At 46.9% G+C, this 18422-nt stretch carries 12 protein-coding genes; 9 read left to right on the forward strand and 3 right to left on the reverse strand.

The genetic code is table 11. From position 1 onward, the window contains the following. Positions 1-8: 8 nt before the first annotated feature. Positions 9-1019, reverse strand: a complete 1011-nt coding sequence (locus tag ACOMG9_RS20680) for an MBL fold metallo-hydrolase (RefSeq protein ID WP_448218269.1) — start codon at positions 1017-1019, stop codon at positions 9-11. Between the two features lie 183 nt (positions 1020-1202). Between ACOMG9_RS20680 and ACOMG9_RS20685 the strand changes: the two genes are divergently transcribed. Together ACOMG9_RS20685 and ACOMG9_RS20690 are read left to right on the forward strand one after the other, a co-directional pair. Next, positions 1203-2351, forward strand: a complete 1149-nt coding sequence (locus tag ACOMG9_RS20685) for a murein hydrolase activator EnvC family protein (protein WP_422135324.1) — start codon at positions 1203-1205, stop codon at positions 2349-2351. 294 nt (positions 2352-2645) lie between these two features. After that, positions 2646-4130: a S41 family peptidase gene (locus ACOMG9_RS20690; protein ID WP_448218270.1), complete on the forward strand. Its 1485-nt coding sequence runs from the start codon at positions 2646-2648 to the stop codon at positions 4128-4130. Between the two features lie 85 nt (positions 4131-4215). Here the strand turns inward: ACOMG9_RS20690 and ACOMG9_RS20695 are convergent, their stop codons facing one another. Next, complete coding sequence (locus ACOMG9_RS20695) at positions 4216-4746, reverse strand: hypothetical protein (RefSeq protein WP_448218271.1); 531 nt, start codon at positions 4744-4746, stop codon at positions 4216-4218. Between the two features lie 280 nt (positions 4747-5026). Here ACOMG9_RS20695 and focA point away from each other — a divergent pair, with 280 nt between their 5' ends. From focA to ACOMG9_RS20730, 7 genes are all read left to right on the forward strand, one after another. Next, positions 5027-5914, forward strand: coding sequence for a formate transporter FocA (focA, locus tag ACOMG9_RS20700; RefSeq protein WP_448218272.1), 888 nt, complete (start codon positions 5027-5029; stop codon positions 5912-5914). Positions 5915-6212: 298 nt separating this feature from the next. Further along, a complete protein-coding gene (locus ACOMG9_RS20705) occupies positions 6213-7592 on the forward strand; it encodes an MFS transporter (protein ID WP_448218273.1) in 1380 nt (459 codons plus the stop codon). Between the two features lie 133 nt (positions 7593-7725). Further along, entirely contained in the window at positions 7726-9615 is a 1890-nt protein-coding gene (parE, locus tag ACOMG9_RS20710; RefSeq protein ID WP_448218274.1) for a DNA topoisomerase IV subunit B, read from the forward strand. 145 nt (positions 9616-9760) lie between these two features. Next, positions 9761-10921: an ImmA/IrrE family metallo-endopeptidase gene (locus ACOMG9_RS20715; protein WP_448218275.1), complete on the forward strand. Its 1161-nt coding sequence runs from the start codon at positions 9761-9763 to the stop codon at positions 10919-10921. Positions 10922-10946: 25 nt separating this feature from the next. Next, entirely contained in the window at positions 10947-11075 is a 129-nt protein-coding gene (locus tag ACOMG9_RS20720) for a DUF4411 family protein (RefSeq protein ID WP_448218276.1), read from the forward strand. A 69-nt stretch (positions 11076-11144) separates the two neighbouring features. Beyond that, entirely contained in the window at positions 11145-12128 is a 984-nt protein-coding gene (locus ACOMG9_RS20725) for a transposase (RefSeq protein ID WP_494529325.1), read from the forward strand. An 816-nt stretch (positions 12129-12944) separates the two neighbouring features. Then, on the forward strand, positions 12945-14225 hold the full coding sequence (locus ACOMG9_RS20730; RefSeq protein WP_494529308.1) for an ISKra4 family transposase: 1281 nt from the start codon (positions 12945-12947) through the stop codon (positions 14223-14225). 156 nt (positions 14226-14381) lie between these two features. Here ACOMG9_RS20730 and ACOMG9_RS20735 read toward each other — a convergent pair whose 3' ends face one another. Next, positions 14382-18332 carry a hypothetical protein gene (locus ACOMG9_RS20735; protein WP_448218278.1) on the reverse strand — a complete coding sequence of 1317 codons (3951 nt, stop codon included), beginning with the start codon at positions 18330-18332 and terminating at the stop codon, positions 14382-14384. Between the last annotated feature and the right edge of the window lie 90 nt (positions 18333-18422).

The following is an 18422-nucleotide window of genomic DNA, read 5'->3' on the forward strand; positions in this document are numbered from 1 at the left end:
CTTCCGCGTTATTCCATTCGAGTCAGTTTTCTTTCCCTGTCCAAAGCCCAACAGGCAAAATCTTCAGCCAACTCAATCTGCCCACCGAAAACCGATTGAGCTTCGCTTCTGAGTGCTTCAACCGATGAGGCAAAGTGAGACGCATGTTTTCGATAACGACCACTGATGTGAGTCAGGATGATATGACTGACTCCACCTTTTTCCGCTGCTTCACCCACCATTCTGGCGGTACTGTGCATATATTGGGGTCCGACTTTTTTCAGAACAGGTTCCGTAAAGGTGGCTTCATGCACCAGCACATCAACACCTTTCATGGCGTCTATCAGCAGATCAGGCTGGTCATTATCGCCACCAATAATAGCCACCCTGCCTGACCGGGGCGGCTGCCTTACATCTCGAGGATGAATAACCCTGCCATCCGGTGAGGTAACACTATTGCCATTTTGCAATGCACCCCAAAGCGCTCCCCTTGGCACGCCCAACGCTTCCAGTTTGTCCTGATCCATTGATTGAATAACAGGCTTCTCTGCGAAGCGATAGGCATAGCTGGGAACGCGATGGGACAGCTCATGGGAAGTCACTTTAAAATTCTTATCCTGAAAGTGAAAACCCGATTGATCACTGCGAATAAAATTCAGTTCAAAGGGCATATTGCGAACGGCAGCACATTTGAGTGAGTGTCTGACAAAACTTTCCACACCTTCTGGTGCACAGATCGTTAAGGGGGCTCTTCTGCCCTGCATACTGGCACTGGTGATCAAGCCTGGCAGTCCAAAAATATGGTCACCATGAACGTGGGTAATGAAAATACCTGCAAGATTGGAGAGTGTGTAACGGTTCTTTGTTCGCTGAAGGCTCTCTGTTCGCTGAGGGCCCTTTGTCAACAGTCGCTGCTGAGTTCCTTCACCACAATCAACCAGATACCAGTCTCGACTTTCATCCAGAGCCAGGGCCATTGCGGTCACATTTCTGTCTGCGGTAGGAGACCCTGCCGAGGTTCCGAGAAAAGTAAATCTCATAAAATCGTCGTTTACCTGCACAGTATTCCCAGATGGGTTATGCCGTCTTTCTGCTTTTGAAACAGCATAACACGTTACAGGGAGCGGAAAACAAATCGGAAGCAACCTGCATATAAGTATGTGAAAGCCCGATCATTCAGGGCATACTGAAACATCTACTAAAAAAATCAATGGCATTTGAGTATGAGAATCACGGCTGCAAACCTGATGTTCGCCGTAGTCCTGACTCTGTTCAATTTTATGAACAGCGGAACGGCCCACGCAGAATCCGTGGAAAAAGAATCACCCCAGACTCAGCTGGAGGCGATCAACGGGGACATTAAACATCTGAAAAAGCTGCTGGACAAGCTCAACAACGAACGCTCATCTGCCGAGAGGCACTTGCAATCTACCGAAACAGAAATAAGCCAGCTGCAAAACTCTATTCGTAAAATAGAAAAAGCTCTTGAGCAGGGGCAAGCCGACATAAAAAAGCTCGAAAGCCGTCAGCAGGCTCTGACGGCGCAGAAAAATAAAGAAAAAAGTCGCATCGCCAACAGTGTACGCTCCATTTATTTTGCCAGCCGCGACAATCGGCTGAAGTTACTATTGAATCAGGAAGATCCGGAAGAAGTATCCAGACACCTGACCTACCTGAAGCATCTTCAGAAAGCTCAGCTGGAGGCTATCGAAGCTTTCGAGAAAACGCTGACCGACATAGAAGACAACAGACAACAGCAGCAGGCTCTGAACGACAGACTGGAAAAACAGCAAGCGGACCTTACCCAAAAACAGGACCGGTTGATTAAATCCAGAAATGACCGGAAGCAGTTAATCTCCAGAATCAATGATCAATTCAAAAGCAATGACCGGGAGCTGGACTCTCTCAATCGACAAAAGCAACAGCTGCAGGCACTTCTGGCCCAACTGGCTGCCAGAAAACCAGCCAGTTCTCCTATTCAGCAGTCCAGGGGAAAACTTTCCTGGCCGGTTAAAGGTCGGGTTTTGTACGGTTTCAACCAGCAGCGACCAGATACCCGAATTCGCTGGAAGGGGATTCTTATTTCGGTAAAAGCCGGAACCAAAGTCAATGCCATACACGACGGCACTGTCATTTTTTCTAACTGGCTAAGAGGTTACGGTCAGCTGATTATTGTAGACCATGGTAATCACTACCTGTCGCTGTACGCACACAACCAATGGCTACTGAAGAAAGAAGGTGAGACAGTTCTGGCCGGAGAGGAACTGGCACTCAGCGGTCAGTCAGGGGGGCAGAACGAACCCGGAGTCTATCTGGAAATCCGACACAGGGGAAAACCGCAGAATCCAGTTCCATGGTTATCAAAATTGTAACAGAGGAATCATAAAACATCGTCCCATAAAAGATTGCAGAAACGGTGGGTTGAACCGATAAAACAGAGAGCTTTGGGTTTTCTTATCCCTTATTTTTCCGGCTGAACCTGAAGCTTGAAAGACAGTGCACAGCGCAGTCTGTTAAATAAAGCTGCCTATACTTCAGTACCGGACCACCGGGATGCCGGACCACCGGGATGCCGGACCACCGGGATGCCGGACCATCCAAACCACGAACATTGCCGCAGGATCAGAAATAGCGGCATTTTCACCATAAATGTGCAGGGAGAATTCATGACAACATCTTTTTCTACTTCCCGGCAGCCGATGCCACAATGGATAAAAGCCGCTGTGCTGGCATTGGCATCCGGGTTTGCCCTGCAAGGCTGGTCAGCCCCTGTTGACCGGGGAGATAAGCCCGCCCCGGCAGCGGTTGAACCCGCCGAGTCAGAAGCCGATGCCAAAGCGGCAAAGGAAGAGAAGAAAGGCGCACTGCCACTGGAAGAATTGCGTACCTTCACCGAGGCCCTGCAACTTATCAAAAGTGCCTATGTTGAAGATATAGATGACAAGACGCTTCTGGATAATGCCATCCAGGGTATGGTTTCAGGCCTGGACCCCCATTCCTCTTACCTGAAACCAGACGAATTTAAAGAACTTGAAATCAATACCTCCGGCAAGTTTGGCGGACTGGGTATCGAAGTCGGAATGGAAAATGGTTTTATCAAGGTCATCGCTCCTATTGATGACACCCCGGCCCAGAAAGCCGGTGTAAAGGCAGGCGACCTGATCATCAAGCTGGATGACACTTCCGTGAAAGGTATGACTCTGATGGAGTCTGTCGATAAGATGCGTGGCAAGCCCGGAGAGCCTATCAAGTTAACGATAGTTCGTGAAGGGGCGCCCAAACCCATTAACCTGGTTGTCAAACGCGACATCATCAAAGTACAGAGTGTCAAGTCCCGGGTTCTGGAGGATGGCTATGGTTACATTCGCCTGAGCCAGTTCCAGTCTGAGTCTGACAAGGAGCTGGTTGAACACCTTGACAAACTCAAAAAATCTCAGAACGGGAAACTGAAAGGTCTGGTACTGGATCTTCGAAATAACCCCGGCGGTGTTCTTCAGTCAGCAGTGGGAGTTGTAGACGCCTTTATCAAAGAAGGACTGATCGTCTACACCAAAGGAAATATCCCCAACTCTCAGCTCAGCTTCAAAGCCAGCAAAGATGATCCTTCCGAAGGTATGCCCCTGGTAGTGCTGATCAATGGTGGTTCAGCATCGGCTTCTGAAATCGTCGCTGGAGCCCTGCAAGACCATCACAGAGCCGTTCTGGTCGGCACCGAATCTTTCGGCAAAGGCTCCGTTCAAACCGTACTACCTCTGAGAAATAATAAAGAGAAAGGTCTGAAACTTACTACGGCTCTCTATTACACGCCCAATGGTCGTTCAATTCAGGCCGAGGGTATAAAGCCTGATATTTTTGTACCAAGGGCTAAAGTGACACCTGAAGAAGACGTATCCGATTACAAGGAGGCGGACTTGCAGGGTCATCTTACCAACGGCAATAAAAAGACTGAAAAAGGCAAACACAAGAAAAGCAAACAGCTCAAAGACAAGCAGAAGGACGAGTCGGGTTCTCTGGCCGAGCAAGATTATCAGTTAAGCCTGGCTCTTAATGTTCTTAAGGGCATTCATATAAATGCTACCCGGGACAAGAAAAAGCCCTCTGCATTGGCCGAAGAACCCAAAGAGACTATAAAAACAGCAACGACTCTTTAAGCTTCGTAAAAAAACCGTCTGGAACCGTTCAGACGGTTTTTTACAAGCCATTAAAAAACAGAAAGCCAGATGCATTCACCGCATTTCAGAACCTGAATTCAATCCCCAGACTGATGACAGGCTGATCTCTACTGTCAGACCTGGTACGTTGCAATAACGTGTTGGCTGTAGACTCCGAAACAGTGCTCTCTACCGCTTCAGGGCCTGTGTCCAGAAAAGTACCTAAGTCAACACTGAGATCGACTCGTTTTGCATCATCAAGAAGTTTTTTCCAACCGACACCGACATAGGCTTGCTGCCCTTCACCAGAAAAATAGGCCTTCCCCAGTTTCTTCGAGTCGCCCGAAAATGCTCCTGCAGAGACCCTGAAGCCACTTTCAAAGGGGTAGTAATCAATCAACAGACCGTTTTTTGAAGCAGAGCTGTGAGTATCGGGAACAGAAAGACCATCACCGATCAACGAATAAGCACGAAGACCAAAAGTGTGGCTGCTTGCTGGTTGTTGGCTGCTCAAAACCTCACCGCCGGTTTCTACAGGGATAAAGTCGGCATCATCTGCCAGAGTATTTACGGAAAGCATGATGCAGACTGCGAAGATTGAAGGACCGCCGTTCATTATCCTTTCTCCGGGAATCACGATTTGGAACAGGGATCTTTCCCCTATCCTCTCCGGAAAAGCCGAAACAAGTCAACCATTCAACGAGTGAATCCTGAAAGCAACTCACGAATTCTCCTTCTGATCATCTGACTCCCATATTGATAAACTATCTTTTCTTAATGAAAAAACTTCTCACCATTTTCATCAACGATGGGTGACGAGAAATAGTTTTACTCGAAATAGTTTTACTCGAAATAGCTCTACGAGAAATAGCTTCAATCGCTCATGGTCATTAAGTTTGGCCGTTCTTTCCCTTCTGGACCCCGACATGCAAACCGACAACAACCCACAATCTGGCTGCGTACCTCCTTCTGAAATTGCCCGTCTGGCAGAAGACGCCGCTGTGGGTAAAACTCAAAAGCACCCTGAAGTGACCTTTGTCCTTGCCGTTCTGGCCGGTATTTTTATCTCTCTGGCTGGCATGTTTTACACCATCGTTACCACAGGAACAGAGGGCCTGCCCTATGGTATGACCAAGCTGGTCGGTGGACTGACTTTCAGCATGGGTCTGATGATGGTCGTACTCTGTGGAGCCGAACTGTTTACCAGTAATACCCTGTTGCTGATGGGTCGCGCCACCCGTCGTCTCAACATAGCCCAGATCACCAGGAACTGGACACTGGTCTACTTTGGTAACATGACCGGTGCCTTTTTCATGGTGGCCATGCTCATGGGAGTGAGTCAATACCAGGGCGCTCATGGTGAGGTAGGTATCAACTACATGTACATTGCCAATGCCAAAATGGGTCACAATTTCATTCAGGCCATGATGCTGGGTATCCTCTGTAATCTTGTTGTCTGTCTCACTTACTGGATGACTCTGAGCGCACGTTCTGCAGCCGGAAAAATGCTCGCTTGCACATTACCCGTCGCCTGCTTCCTGGCAGCCGGATTTGAGCACTCCATTGCCAACATGTTCCTGCTGCCTATGGGCTTGCTGATCAAAAACATTGCCGCGCCTGAATTCTGGGCAGCCACAGGCTATAGTGCAGACTCTTTCAGCAATATCACTGCCTTCAACATGATTGTCATGAATATCATCCCTGCAACCATCGGCAACATTATTGGTGGTGGTGTCATGGTAGGTCTGAGCTACTGGTTTGTTCACCTTCGCGAGCGTGACTGAGCCCTCATTAAGATAAGGCTGCATTGACGCAGCCTCCCTGCTCAACCATAGTGGTCTTATATCTGGTTTTCATGACATCACCCTTATAAGACTTTAATTCGACAGGCGTTTTTTCTGAATGGTGCTACATTATTCCCTAAGTTGACTTTGAGTCTGAACAGATGAACGACAAAGATAATCTTTCGTCTCCTCCGCTGGTAAAAGATTTTTTTTCCGTAAAAACACTGCCACCTTTGTTTTTTCGGCCCCTTCTATCCTGACGTGTTCCACTTTTTCTTAAAAGTTCATGGAAGTATTCATGAGATCTTTCCTTAAATGCTCTGTTGTCCCTGATGGCTACTCCAAACAGCAGCACGAACGCTATTCAAGATTAAGATTGCAGATTCTGCTTGGGGCTTTTCTATCTTATTCGGCCTATTACCTGGTTCGGAAAAACTTTGTCATGGTCATGCCCGACCTGATTTCAGAAGGCTACAGCAAATCTGAACTCGGAATGGCGCTATCAGCACTGGCCCTCAGTTATGGAATCAGCAATCTGGCCATGGGATATCTGGCAGACCGTATTGATGTCCGTAAGTTAATGCCTCTGTGCCTTCTGGGCTCGGCGATACTCTCTCTGGTTCTTGGCTTTTCACCATTGCTTCAGTTCCCGTTGATAATGATAGTGATCACCCTGGCCCTCAATGGCTGTATACAGGGTTCAGGATGGCCATGCAGCGCCAAATTGATTGCTCACTGGTTCGTCAGGCAAGAGCGTGGTACAGCCATGAGCATTTGGAACCTGTCGCATAATGTCGGCTGCGGCCTGCTGGGGCCCATTGCCATATTGGCAGTAACACTCTTCGGTAGCTGGCAAAGCAAGTTCTACGTTCCAGCTTTTATAGCCATCATTATTGCCATACTGGGGTATCTGCTCTTACGGGACAGACCTTCTCAATGCCAGCTACCGTCGCCTTCTGCGGAATTGCCGGAAGAACTGGAGATAGAACGACACAAGACGTCCTTTGTCCGAACGCTTCAGCTGTTCGGCCAGCATTGCCTGACTCTGCCACCGCTCTGGATTCTGGCCGTCGTGAACGCCTGCACTTATTTCATTCGTTACGGTGTTATTGATTGGGCTCCAGTCTACCTGACAGAAACCAAAGGCTTTAGCTTCAACGCCTCCAGCTGGGCTTTCTTCGCTTTTGAGTACGCCGCTATTCCCGGAACCCTTATTTGCGGCTACGTGAGCGATAAGCACTTCAAAGGCAAGCGTGCTCCCATGAATGCACTTTTTATGGCATTGGTACTCATTTCGGTCATTGCATACTGGAACTCACCACCGGGCGACACCACTCACGCCGTACTCTCGCTGATCTCCACCGGCTTTTTAATCTACGGCCCGGTCATGCTGGTACACGTTCATATTATTGATCTGGTACCTTTGCCCTTTGCAGCCACTGCGGCCGGTTTCTGTGGTCTCTTTGGCTATATTTTCGGAGCCACTTCCGCCAACCTGTTACTTGGAAAAGTACTCGACCTCTACGGCTGGGATGCCTGCTTCCAACTGCTAGCCGGTGCCAGCTTCCTGGCTCTGCTATTGCTTTTACTGCTCTGGCTATGGGAAAACAGGCACCCTGACCCTACGTTCGAGTTCAGCCCGACCACACCGCAATCCATGACCCTTTCATCAAAATAAAAAAGGTCTTCCCTGAACTAAAATCCCGAGAACAAATACCCATAACAATGATAAGGTGCTCTCAACACTGACTAACGCCAAGGCTTTAGGTACACTTATGAGTTAACGCGCAATCAGACCCAACAAGGATTTCATGCGTAACGACTATACAGCGGAAGCCATTGAGGTACTCAGTGGCCTGGACCCGGTTCGCAAACGTCCGGGCATGTACACAGACACAACCCGGCCCAACCATTTGGCTCAGGAAATCATCGACAACAGTGTCGACGAGGCACTGGCCGGGTTTGCCAGCAAGATCAAGGTTATCCTGCACAAGGATAACTCTCTGGAAGTCACTGATGATGGCCGGGGTATGCCCACGGATATTCATCCGGAACACGGAATAACCGGCATAGAGCTGATCCTGACCCGGCTGCACGCCGGTGGTAAATTCTCCAACAAGAACTACCAGTTCTCTGGTGGTCTGCACGGAGTGGGGGTATCGGTTGTAAACGCACTGTCGACACGTCTTGAAGTCACTGTTCGCAGAGACGCAAAAGTCTCCCTGATTACGTTCAGGGATGGCTACAAAGACCAGGATCTGCACGAGATCGACACCTGTGGACGTCGCAATACCGGCACAACGGTTCGTTTCTGGCCCGATGCCAGCTACTTTGATTCAGCCAAATTCTCGGTCAACAAACTCAAGCACGTACTGCGTGCCAAAGCCGTACTCTGCCCCGGCCTGAGCATCGAGTTTCTCGATCACCACACCGGCGATAGCGATGAGTGGTACTACGAAGATGGCCTCACCGACTATCTGAAAGGTTCGACCCGGGAATATGAAACCCTGCCACAGGAACCTTTCACAGGTTCACTGCAGGGTGAAAAAGAAGCAGTCGACTGGGCAGTACAATGGCTTCCTGAAGGCGGTGAATTGCTGACAGAAAGTTACGTCAACCTGATTCCAACTCCCCTGGGCGGGACACACGTCAATGGTTTAAGAACCGGTTTGCTGGAAGCGATTCGCGAATTCTGTGAATTCCGCAACCTTTTACCTAAAAGCGTCAAACTGGGCCCGGACGATATCTGGGAAAACTGCTCCTACGTTCTCTCAGCCAAACTGGCTGACCCCCAATTCTCAGGTCAAACCAAAGAACGTCTGTCCTCGAGAGAATGCGCTACCTTTATTTCCGGCGTTGCCAAAGATGCTTTCAGTCTCTGGCTGAACCAGCACCATGCAGAGGGTGAGCTGCTGGCAGAACTGTGCATCAATAACGCCCAGAAGCGGATGCGCAAGTCCAAAAAAGTAGCCCGTAAAAAAATCACTCAGGGACCAGCCCTGCCCGGAAAGCTGGCAGACTGTTCAAGCCAGGATTTGAATTACACCGAATTGTTCCTGGTCGAGGGTGATTCTGCAGGGGGCTCTGCAAAACAGGCCAGGGATCGTGAATATCAGGCGATTCTGCCACTGCGCGGTAAAATCCTGAACACCTGGGAAGTGGATTCGAGCGAAGTACTGGCCTCTCGTGAAATTCATGATATTTCTGTAGCCTTGGGCGTTGACCCCGGTTCAGACAAACTCGACGGTCTGCGCTACGGTAAAATCTGCATCCTGGCGGATGCCGACTCTGATGGTCTGCACATTGCCACCCTACTCTGTGCACTGTTTGTACAACACTTCAGAGCTTTGGTAGAACAGGGACATATCTATGTAGCCATGCCTCCCCTTTACCGAATCGATGTCGCCAAAGAAGTTTACTACGCTCTCGATGAAGCAGAAAAAGAAGGCGTTCTGGAACGAATCAGGGCCGAAAAGAAACGGGGCAAAGTCAACGTACAGCGTTTCAAGGGTCTGGGTGAAATGAACCCGTTACAGCTTCGTGAAACCACCATGTCTGCCGACACTCGTCGTTTGGTTCAGTTAACACTGGAAGACTTTGAGCTGACCCGTGAAGAGATGGACATGCTGCTGGCTAAAAAGCGGGCTGGCGATCGCAAGAGCTGGCTTGAGGCTAAGGGGGATTTGGTGGAGATTTCCTGAGTGTGGATTTTTAAGTAATGATTACTTAAACAACCAGAGTATGTTTGAGATCTGTTTTGGAGGTTGGCAGTAAACCTCTAATAACACCTACCGATGGAATATTCATAATGATACCGTTCCAACCATTACACGATGGACGCCAATAATGAACGAAGCCATGATCAATCCGGAGATTGTCCATTGGGCGCGGGAGCGTGCCGGGATGGCTCCTGCTGATCTGGCGGGAAAGCTAAAACAGAAGCCCGAAAAGCTGCTTGAGTGGGAGCAGGGCAAAAGTCGGCCCAGTTTTGCCCAGGCTCAGAAGCTGGCGAGACAGCTCCGGGTTCCTTTTGGTTATCTTTTTCTTAAAGAGCCTCCTGAAGTGCCCTTGCCCATACCTGATCTGCGTACTGTGGGCAGCCGGGTATCCCCCGATTTGGGACAGGATTTCCGTGAGCTCCTAAATGACGTACTATTCAAGCAAGAGTGGTTTCGCGAGTACCAGATTGAAAATGGGAATGACAAAGTTGAGTTTATAGGACGCTGCTCCTTTAATGACGACCCAGTCCGTGTTGCTGAAAATATTGCCCAAACACTGGAGGTAACTGCCAAGGCACGGGAAGAGGCCGGAAACTGGGAGCAATATCTTAGCATGCTGGTTCAACGGGCGGAGTCTGTCGGCATTATGGTAATGCGCAGTGGTATTGTTGGCAGTAACACCACAAGAAAGCTGTCTGTTGAGGAGTTTCGCGGCTTTGCCATTAGTGATGAGTATGCGCCATTGATTTTTATCAACGCTGCCGATGCCCCGGCTGCCCGTTTGTTTACCCTGATTCATGAACTTGCTCATTTATGGGTGGGTAACAGCGGTATTTCTAATATGCCGCTGGATGATGTTTCTAAACAAGGGCACCAGAGAAAGGAAGAAATATTCTGTAACCGTGTTGCTGCCGAGTTTCTAGTGCCTGGTAAGGCATTGATGAATGACTGGCAGGCTCAGATCGGTCTGGTGGAAAACTGTGCAGGATTAAAAAAGCAGTATAAGGTCAGCTCTATGGTACTGGCTCGTCGTGCTTACGATCTTGGTCTGATACCTCGTGAGGTGTATCTTGAGTTTTACCACTCTGAACTGAAAAAGTTTCGAAATAAAAAAAGCGGTGGCGGTTCTTTTAACCTGAATCTGAAAACGCGCAATGGCATTCTTTTTTCTACGGCTGTTGTTGGTGCCGCAAACGAGGGGCGCTTACTGCTCAGGGATGCTTCCCGGCTTTTGAATATCAGTAAGATCAGTACTTTCAACGAATTTACCAAATCTCTGAATGGTTAATCTCTCAATGTAGGGTGAGCTGTTGATGCAATACCTTTTGGACGCGAACACGTTTATCCAAGCGAAAAACCAATACTATGCTATGGACATCTGTCCCGGCTACTGGGATTGGCTTGAGCGGGAGAGAAGAAAAAAGAAAAAAAGACACCCATAAATTTGCTTTCCCATCCACCTGGTCTACTTTTTCACCCATCACTGATTTTTTACCCAGACAGGTGAGTTCATGGCTCAGCCCCGCAATACTCTGATTGACCCCGGCTCAACGCCTTATTACCACTGCATGGCAAGATGTGTTCGTCAGGCTTACCTCTGTGGAGAGAACCACCTGACTGGCAAGAATTACGAGCATCGCCGCCAATGGGTGGTGGATAAACTTCAGGAACTGGTTTCAGTCTTTGCTATCGAAGTTTGCGCTTACGCTGTCATGTCGAATCATTATCATGTGGTTTTGCATATCAATCAGTCATCTGCCAGGAGATGGTCACGGAATGAAGTGCTGCATCGTTGGACGACCTTGTTCAGAGGTCCACTTCTGGTGCAAAGGCATCTGGCCGCTGACAAACTGGGCAGCGCTGAATTGGCCCGTATTGATGAATATGCTGAGGAATACCGGCGTCGTTTAACGGATATCAGCTGGTTTATGCGCTGCCTGAATGAACATCTTGCTCGTGAGGCCAACAAAGAAGACGAGTGTAAGGGACGCTTCTGGGAAGGACGCTTTAAAAGCCAGGCATTGCTGGACGAAGCAGCGTTACTGACCTGCATGACCTATGTTGACTTGAATCCGATTCGGGCTGGAAAGGTGGAAACACCGGAAGCATCAGACTACACGTCGATTCAGGAACGCGTGGAGCAGGTTACACATTCTGAGACTAAAAAGCAGCCGCTGACCCTGAAACCTTTTTGTTCGCAGGGCCAGAATACGGACGTTGCCCTTCCCTACCTTCTTCACGACTATCTGGAACTGGTTGACTGGAGTGGTCGCATTGTCAGAACAGATAAGAAAGGTTCCATCCCGTCGCATATCCCTCGTATTCTTGAAAGACTGGAAATTGATCCGGATGAGTGGCTGAAAACCATGCAATGGAATAATCGTTTTTATCGGGCAGTTGGCCGTCTGGAGGCGATGAAGGCTTATGCACTTGAAGCCGGACAGAAGTGGCTTCGAGGTTTAAATGTCTGTAGTCGTTTGTATATGATAGGTTAGCGTAGAAGTCAGTTAAGACGTCAAAGACCCTCTCTTTATCTCTCTTCGACTCATGTCGGAATGAATTTGCATTGTCTGAATTATGGCTTGAACAGCCTCTGTTCGTTGGATGGCGATGTGTAGCTCGATGATACGCTACTTGAAGATAGATTTTCTGATCCTTTTTGGGAATACAATTTTTGAATGTCTTGTTTTTATTTTTATGGGTGTCTTATTTTATTTATTTTATTTTATTTATTTTATTTTTTGAATGTCTTGTTTTTATTTTTATGGGTGTCTTATTTTTTCAGAAGGCAAATTTTAGATCGCTATTTTCAACGATGAGCATTTCTATAAGACATGACTTCTATGATGTACTTTCTACATTGTCAGCCCTCCTGTAATGAAAACCAATAAATGAACACTACAAAAGTAGTACATAATCGCACTACTTTTGTTTCACCATTTTTCGCACCCGACAATAGTCATACAGCGTCGTTGCTGACCAGAATACGCAACAAACTTTGCAAATCTTAACGACGACATTCATGTGGATTTTTAGGTAAAGATTACTTAAACAACCAGAGTGTGTTTGAGATCTGTTTTGGAGGTTGGCAGTAAACCTCTAATAACACCTACCGATGGAATATTCATAATGATACCGTTCCAACCATTACACGATGGACGCCAATAATGAACGAAGCCATGATCAACCCAGAGATTGTCCATTGGGCGCGGGAACGTGCCGGGATGGGGTGTTCTCTCTGAATGATTGAAACAAATGTACACTCAATTTACAGCTATTATGGAGACACCTTTTCTTAGTGGTAACCCGCCATGTCTGCTTCTGTCATTGCCCGCCGAGAGAAAACTATTGTCCTTCAGATTGAGGTGCCTATCAATTCTGGGAACATGCTGAATCTTGAAGATGGTTTGCAGAGAGCACTGAATGAAGCAGGGCAGCTCGGAACCCAAGAGTTACTGAAGCTATTTGAGCCACCTAATAAAGAACCCATCGTCGTTAACCAGCAGAAGTGGAGCTACAAGGGAAAAGTGCTGAAGCACTATGAAACCTTATACGGGCGCGTACCCATGGAACGTTCTGTTTATCAGGGGGTAAGGGGTGGAAGCACTTTGGCACCGCTTGATCTTCGCACTGGAATCGTTGGCTCTGCTACACCCAAATTTGCCAAGACGCTTGCCTGGAAATACAGTCAGATGCCTGCTCCTGCTGTAAAAGAAGATTTTGAAACCAATCATCAAAGAGTACTGTCAAACTCGTACATCAAGCATTTATCCGACAGAGTAGGTGCGTTAGTCGAAGACCTGAAAGACACTCGCTACGACTTGCCATCACTTACAGAACCTGTGGAAACAATCGCTATCGGACTGGATGGCACCTGCATGCTGCTTTGTGAAGAAGGCTGGCGAGAAGCAATGTGTGGAACATTGAGTCTTTATTCTGCGGATGGCGACAGGCTCCACACCATCTATACTGCGAGCTCACCAGAATATGGCAAGCAGGGCTTCACGAGTAAGCTTAACGAGGAAATTGCAGAGCTCAAACGGCTCTATCCAAAAGCGACATATGTTGGAGTAGCTGATGGTGCCAAAGAAAACTGGCGTTATCTTAAACAACATACCACAGCTCAGATACTTGATTTTTATCATGCATCAGAATATCTGGCAGGGGCAGCAGAAGCGCTGTTTCCAACCAGTAAATCAAAGCGGCATCACTGGCTTGAAGACAGGCTTCATAGCTTGAAAAATAAGCGTGGAGCAGCCAGGAAAATACTTGAAGAAATTGAATCAGCCGAGCTTCCGAAAAAGACAATTGCACTGACCGAAAAGCGTTACAAGGCAGTGACCTACTTTACAAACAATCACCATCTGATGAAATATCACCAGGCTCTTAAGCATAACTGGCCCATAGGTTCCGGAGTGACAGAAGCGGCATGTAAGACACTGGTAAAACAACGATTGTGTAGTTCAGGGATGAGGTGGAAACCCACTGGTGCAGAAGTTCTTTTGGCAACAAGATCTCTAATCCAAAGCAAAGGACGCTGGGATCAGCTTTGGTCTAATTTCATGTCTGGGAAAATGTTAATTGACGTATGAGTCAGTTATCAAATTGAGAGAGCACCCCCGGGATGGTTCCTGCTGATCTGGCGAGAAAGCTAAAACAGAAGCCCGAAAAACTGCTTGAGTGGTAGCAGGGCAAAAGTCGGCCCAGTTTTGCCCAGGCTCAGAAGCTGGCATGACAGCTCCGGGTAACTACTTATCGATATATTTCCATGCCCCGTAGTACGGCCCATGTCCATCATCACAACCAGCTGTACTGCGATGCGCCTCCGGATAATAATGATTCCACCAGAAAACTGCATCAAGATTCGCACTTATTTCAGTTTTCACAGCACATTTAAAAACTTTGTCGAGCCACTTATAATTAGAGAATACTTTTAACTTAATCTCTTTTTTAATATTTCTATCTTTGCATTCTGACAGTAAAAATACAGCATTTTGTTTTTCAGCTATATTGCCCAGAATGGCATATCCTTCGTTGTCAAGACGATAGGGCCAAACATCGTACCAGCGCAGTTTTTCTGAAGTTATGTCCCACACAGGAAGGAAATTGATAACCCTGTGTGAATCTCCAAGTTTGATATCTCTTCTTCCATTGACAACAACATAATACTCATTCTCAAATTGCTTAGAAAGCATTCTTTGTACTGCCATACGACCACAGTCGTACTGCCATTTTTTATCAGGCATCAAGCCACAATAATCAACAACACCAGGGATAATTTCATTCAATAAAAGTTTATCACCCACCGATTCCTTGCCAGCTCTGATGCCACCTACAACCTGCAGGAGTTGCTTTGTTGTCATTTGAGATAGCAGGTAGTACCTGGCATGAGCTAATATAACCTTGCTTCCCTTCTGTATTTTTTGTGCTCTTTGGTTCTCGAAGAAAGTTTTTTTATTCATAAATTCAAAAGCTGCTTTTTTACGAATGAACGAGAAAATCTGATAATCAACAACTCTGTAATTTTTATCGAGACCGCACAATGTCTGCAGTATATACCTATTTAATCCTGTGTAATCATCTAAATTAAGGCAAGGATTTTCTATGTCATCACTACCGGACTCCTGCATGTATTTTAGCGCCACGTAGCCGCCTAGCTTGTAGCCTATAAAAACTGAAATACCTACCAAAAAAGCTCTGAGCCATGACCTTTTAGTCGATTCATACTCATATCGTTCTGAGCTTTTTAATTTAGCTTTACGTCTGTTTTTTTTGCCGGTTAGCTTATTATTCTGGTCTAGTCGGTGGCTAACATTATTAATTGGCTTTTTTAAATTTTTCGAGGTTTCATTATCGACTTCAAGGCATTTTTCATGTGTTTTTTTATACTCTGAAACTTCTTTTTTAAGCCTTTCATTATCTGCCTGCAATTCGTCACACCTGATATTTGATACTTCCAACTTTTTTTTAATATTGAGCACTTCAAGATCAAGCTGACTGATTTTTTCTTTATACCTATCAATCCCCTTTCTTTTATCTTGAGCTTGAGCCAGATCTTGCTTTATTTTTTTTAGTTGTTGCTCAAGACTTTTTATTTCTTTATCAAGATTTACATTTTTTTCCTCATAGCTTTTATTCAGTTTATTTAATAACAATATTTTTTCACCCATTTTCTTATTAGCAGACTTCCTGTCAGCTATCTCTTTACCTTCCTTCGCCAGCTTCTGCTGAAATTCATGAAATAATTGCTTTCGCTCCTCTTCCTTTTTGGCAAGACTGATTTCATTAGTTTTTAAAGCATCCAAAACTTTTTGTTTCGAAATTTTTAATTGTTGTTCCTTATTATTTAATTCACAGGTCAGTTCATCAATGCGCTCCTTCATCACTTCAATCGTGGCTGACTTGGAATGAGTACTCCTGTGAGTTGGCTGTAATGGTAATTCACCTGTCTGCCGATCTATGTCGTCTAAAAGCATACTGAAGAAATAATTCTGTGAAAAAACCGATTTCAAATAGAGGGCACGGTCCCAATGCTTGCCCTGCTTACGAACAGAGGTATTGCGAACCAACGCATCAGCGTTTAGCCCCCTGACGATGCTCTCATAAATAACCAGTTCCTCTGACTGAAAAGTCGCCTTTGATCCAGGAATCGCCATAGCGACATCCAGGCTTGGGAGGAAGGCGTTGATTGACCCGCTATCAACCTCGAAATCAAACACATACAGGTTATAGGCTTCAGGATCAGGCCTCTGTCCGGGAAAAGAAAACAACATTTTTTTACGGGGTTCTGATACTTTAAAACCAACCAGTTTTGTTTCCAGCCACTGTTTTAAATCGTCTACTTTGTCGTACCCAAGCAGCACATCAATATCATCCGTAACAGGCTCGTTATCCTTGAATTTAAGCTGATGTCCAAACCCGTATTTGGTTATGTACGCTCTTACAGACTCTCCTCCATACAAGCAGCTACCCGTTTCTTTCTCTACACAAAAGGCTTCGATAATATCCTTGAGGCCATCGCGCAGATTAATAATAGTCTGAGCAAACTGGTCATATTTATCAAAGCTATCAACGACACGATTAAACATATCTTGCGTCATGGGTACAACATACTCATCATAACGACTACGACTGTGATCAGAAAAAGCAGGCTGATCTGCATCACTTGCTGGACTTATGGGGTGATTGATATAACGAGCAAGACGCTTACTCACAACCATTGCCCAGTCTTTCATCGGCTGACCTTCAACAGGTAAAACCTGCAGCATGCCTGCATGGCTCATCTTGCGCATTAAGTCGTAGGCATCCTGAAGATCGACTTCGGGTGACTGCCCCACACTCAATCCACTGTTTAAAAAAAACTGCTCTGTCTCCTGCCACAGAAGACTCTCAGGTAACGCGACGGGTGACAAACGTGGCTTTTCAGAAAATGGGGAGCCTTCACCTTTGTCCTTATCTTTTCCACCTTCGGCTCCCTCACCCTCACCCGCCCCGGAACCCTCTGGCTCCCTTTCTTCAGGTTTGTTGAGAGTGAAGCTTTCTCCGCTGCTGGAAAAACTATTTTCCTCTGCAGGTGCATCCATCATATGTGACTGTGGAACAACGCCAGCAGAAAAACCTTGCGTGGTCATCCAGCCAAAACAATGCTGATTGTCGGAGTAGCAGGCAGGAACCACAGGAGACAGCCCTTGCAAGCCTGGTTCTTGATGTCGCCGGGACATCATAGCCTTCACCGGTTCAGACATTAAATAAGCCGACCAATACCAATTCAGAAACAACCGGCTGAACTTAGCTATAGTCTTTTCAGTGCTGACCGCCAGAAGCCGGTGAGTCAGCCAGGATGGCACCCTTACTGCGAGTTGCAAGCCAGACTCATTTGCTTTCTCTGGAGCAATAAGCTGGACGGTTAAACAAGCAGTAGTACTTCCTTCTTTCGGTTCGCTCCAAACAACCTGTTGATACCGCTCTACATTGATGTCATTAAATTTTTTTATCCAGAAAATGCCCTGATTACTCCCCACCTGATAAGTGCTGGTCGTGTTGTCACTGTTGGGTAGAATGATCGAGAATACGGTTGCAGTGGTATCCTGTTGCACAACCTGCAGTTGGGCTTTTCCATCACGACTTTTCACGACCGACTGACCGGGTGTGATCTGCTTATTAAGCTCGGTAACATAGGCCACAAGGCTGTGCAGGCTGGCAAAATTATCGTGCCGTATCTGATAGTTTGGATCAGCTTCTGCCAGAGTCGAGTAGCCAAGCACCGGATTCAAAGTGCCAGCCTCAGCAGTGGCAGCATCGGGTATTCTCACGGGGTTCCACTGCGAACCGGAAAATACAAGCCACGAAGCCCATTGCCGGAAAGCATCAATCAAAAGAAAACGGTGCAACAGACCAGCCGAAATAATGTAAACCTGCAAAAGAGGATAGATAACCGGACTACAGGGCACGGCATGACCCTGACAAACTAACTCTGATAACACGATTGCAGACGATACCGCCAGCTGCACAACCGCCGCAGCCCCGACATCTTCCAGGTTCAACGAAAAACTTACAGAGACACCGGGAACAGAAAACTGTGCACAATAAGATGAGCTATCTGGAATGGTATCACCGTACAAATCAGTAGAATACGTACAAAACACGGCCAGAAATAGCCAGGCCAGGCACAAGAAAGATATACCGGTTTTTATACTCAACAACTTCCACTCCATGACCCATTAAAAGATACCCAATATAAGTACCTAACCAGTTGGTTTCGCATATTCTGGACGGCGGCTTTTTCCATC

The organism is Endozoicomonas sp. PH6C (genome assembly GCF_059322965.1).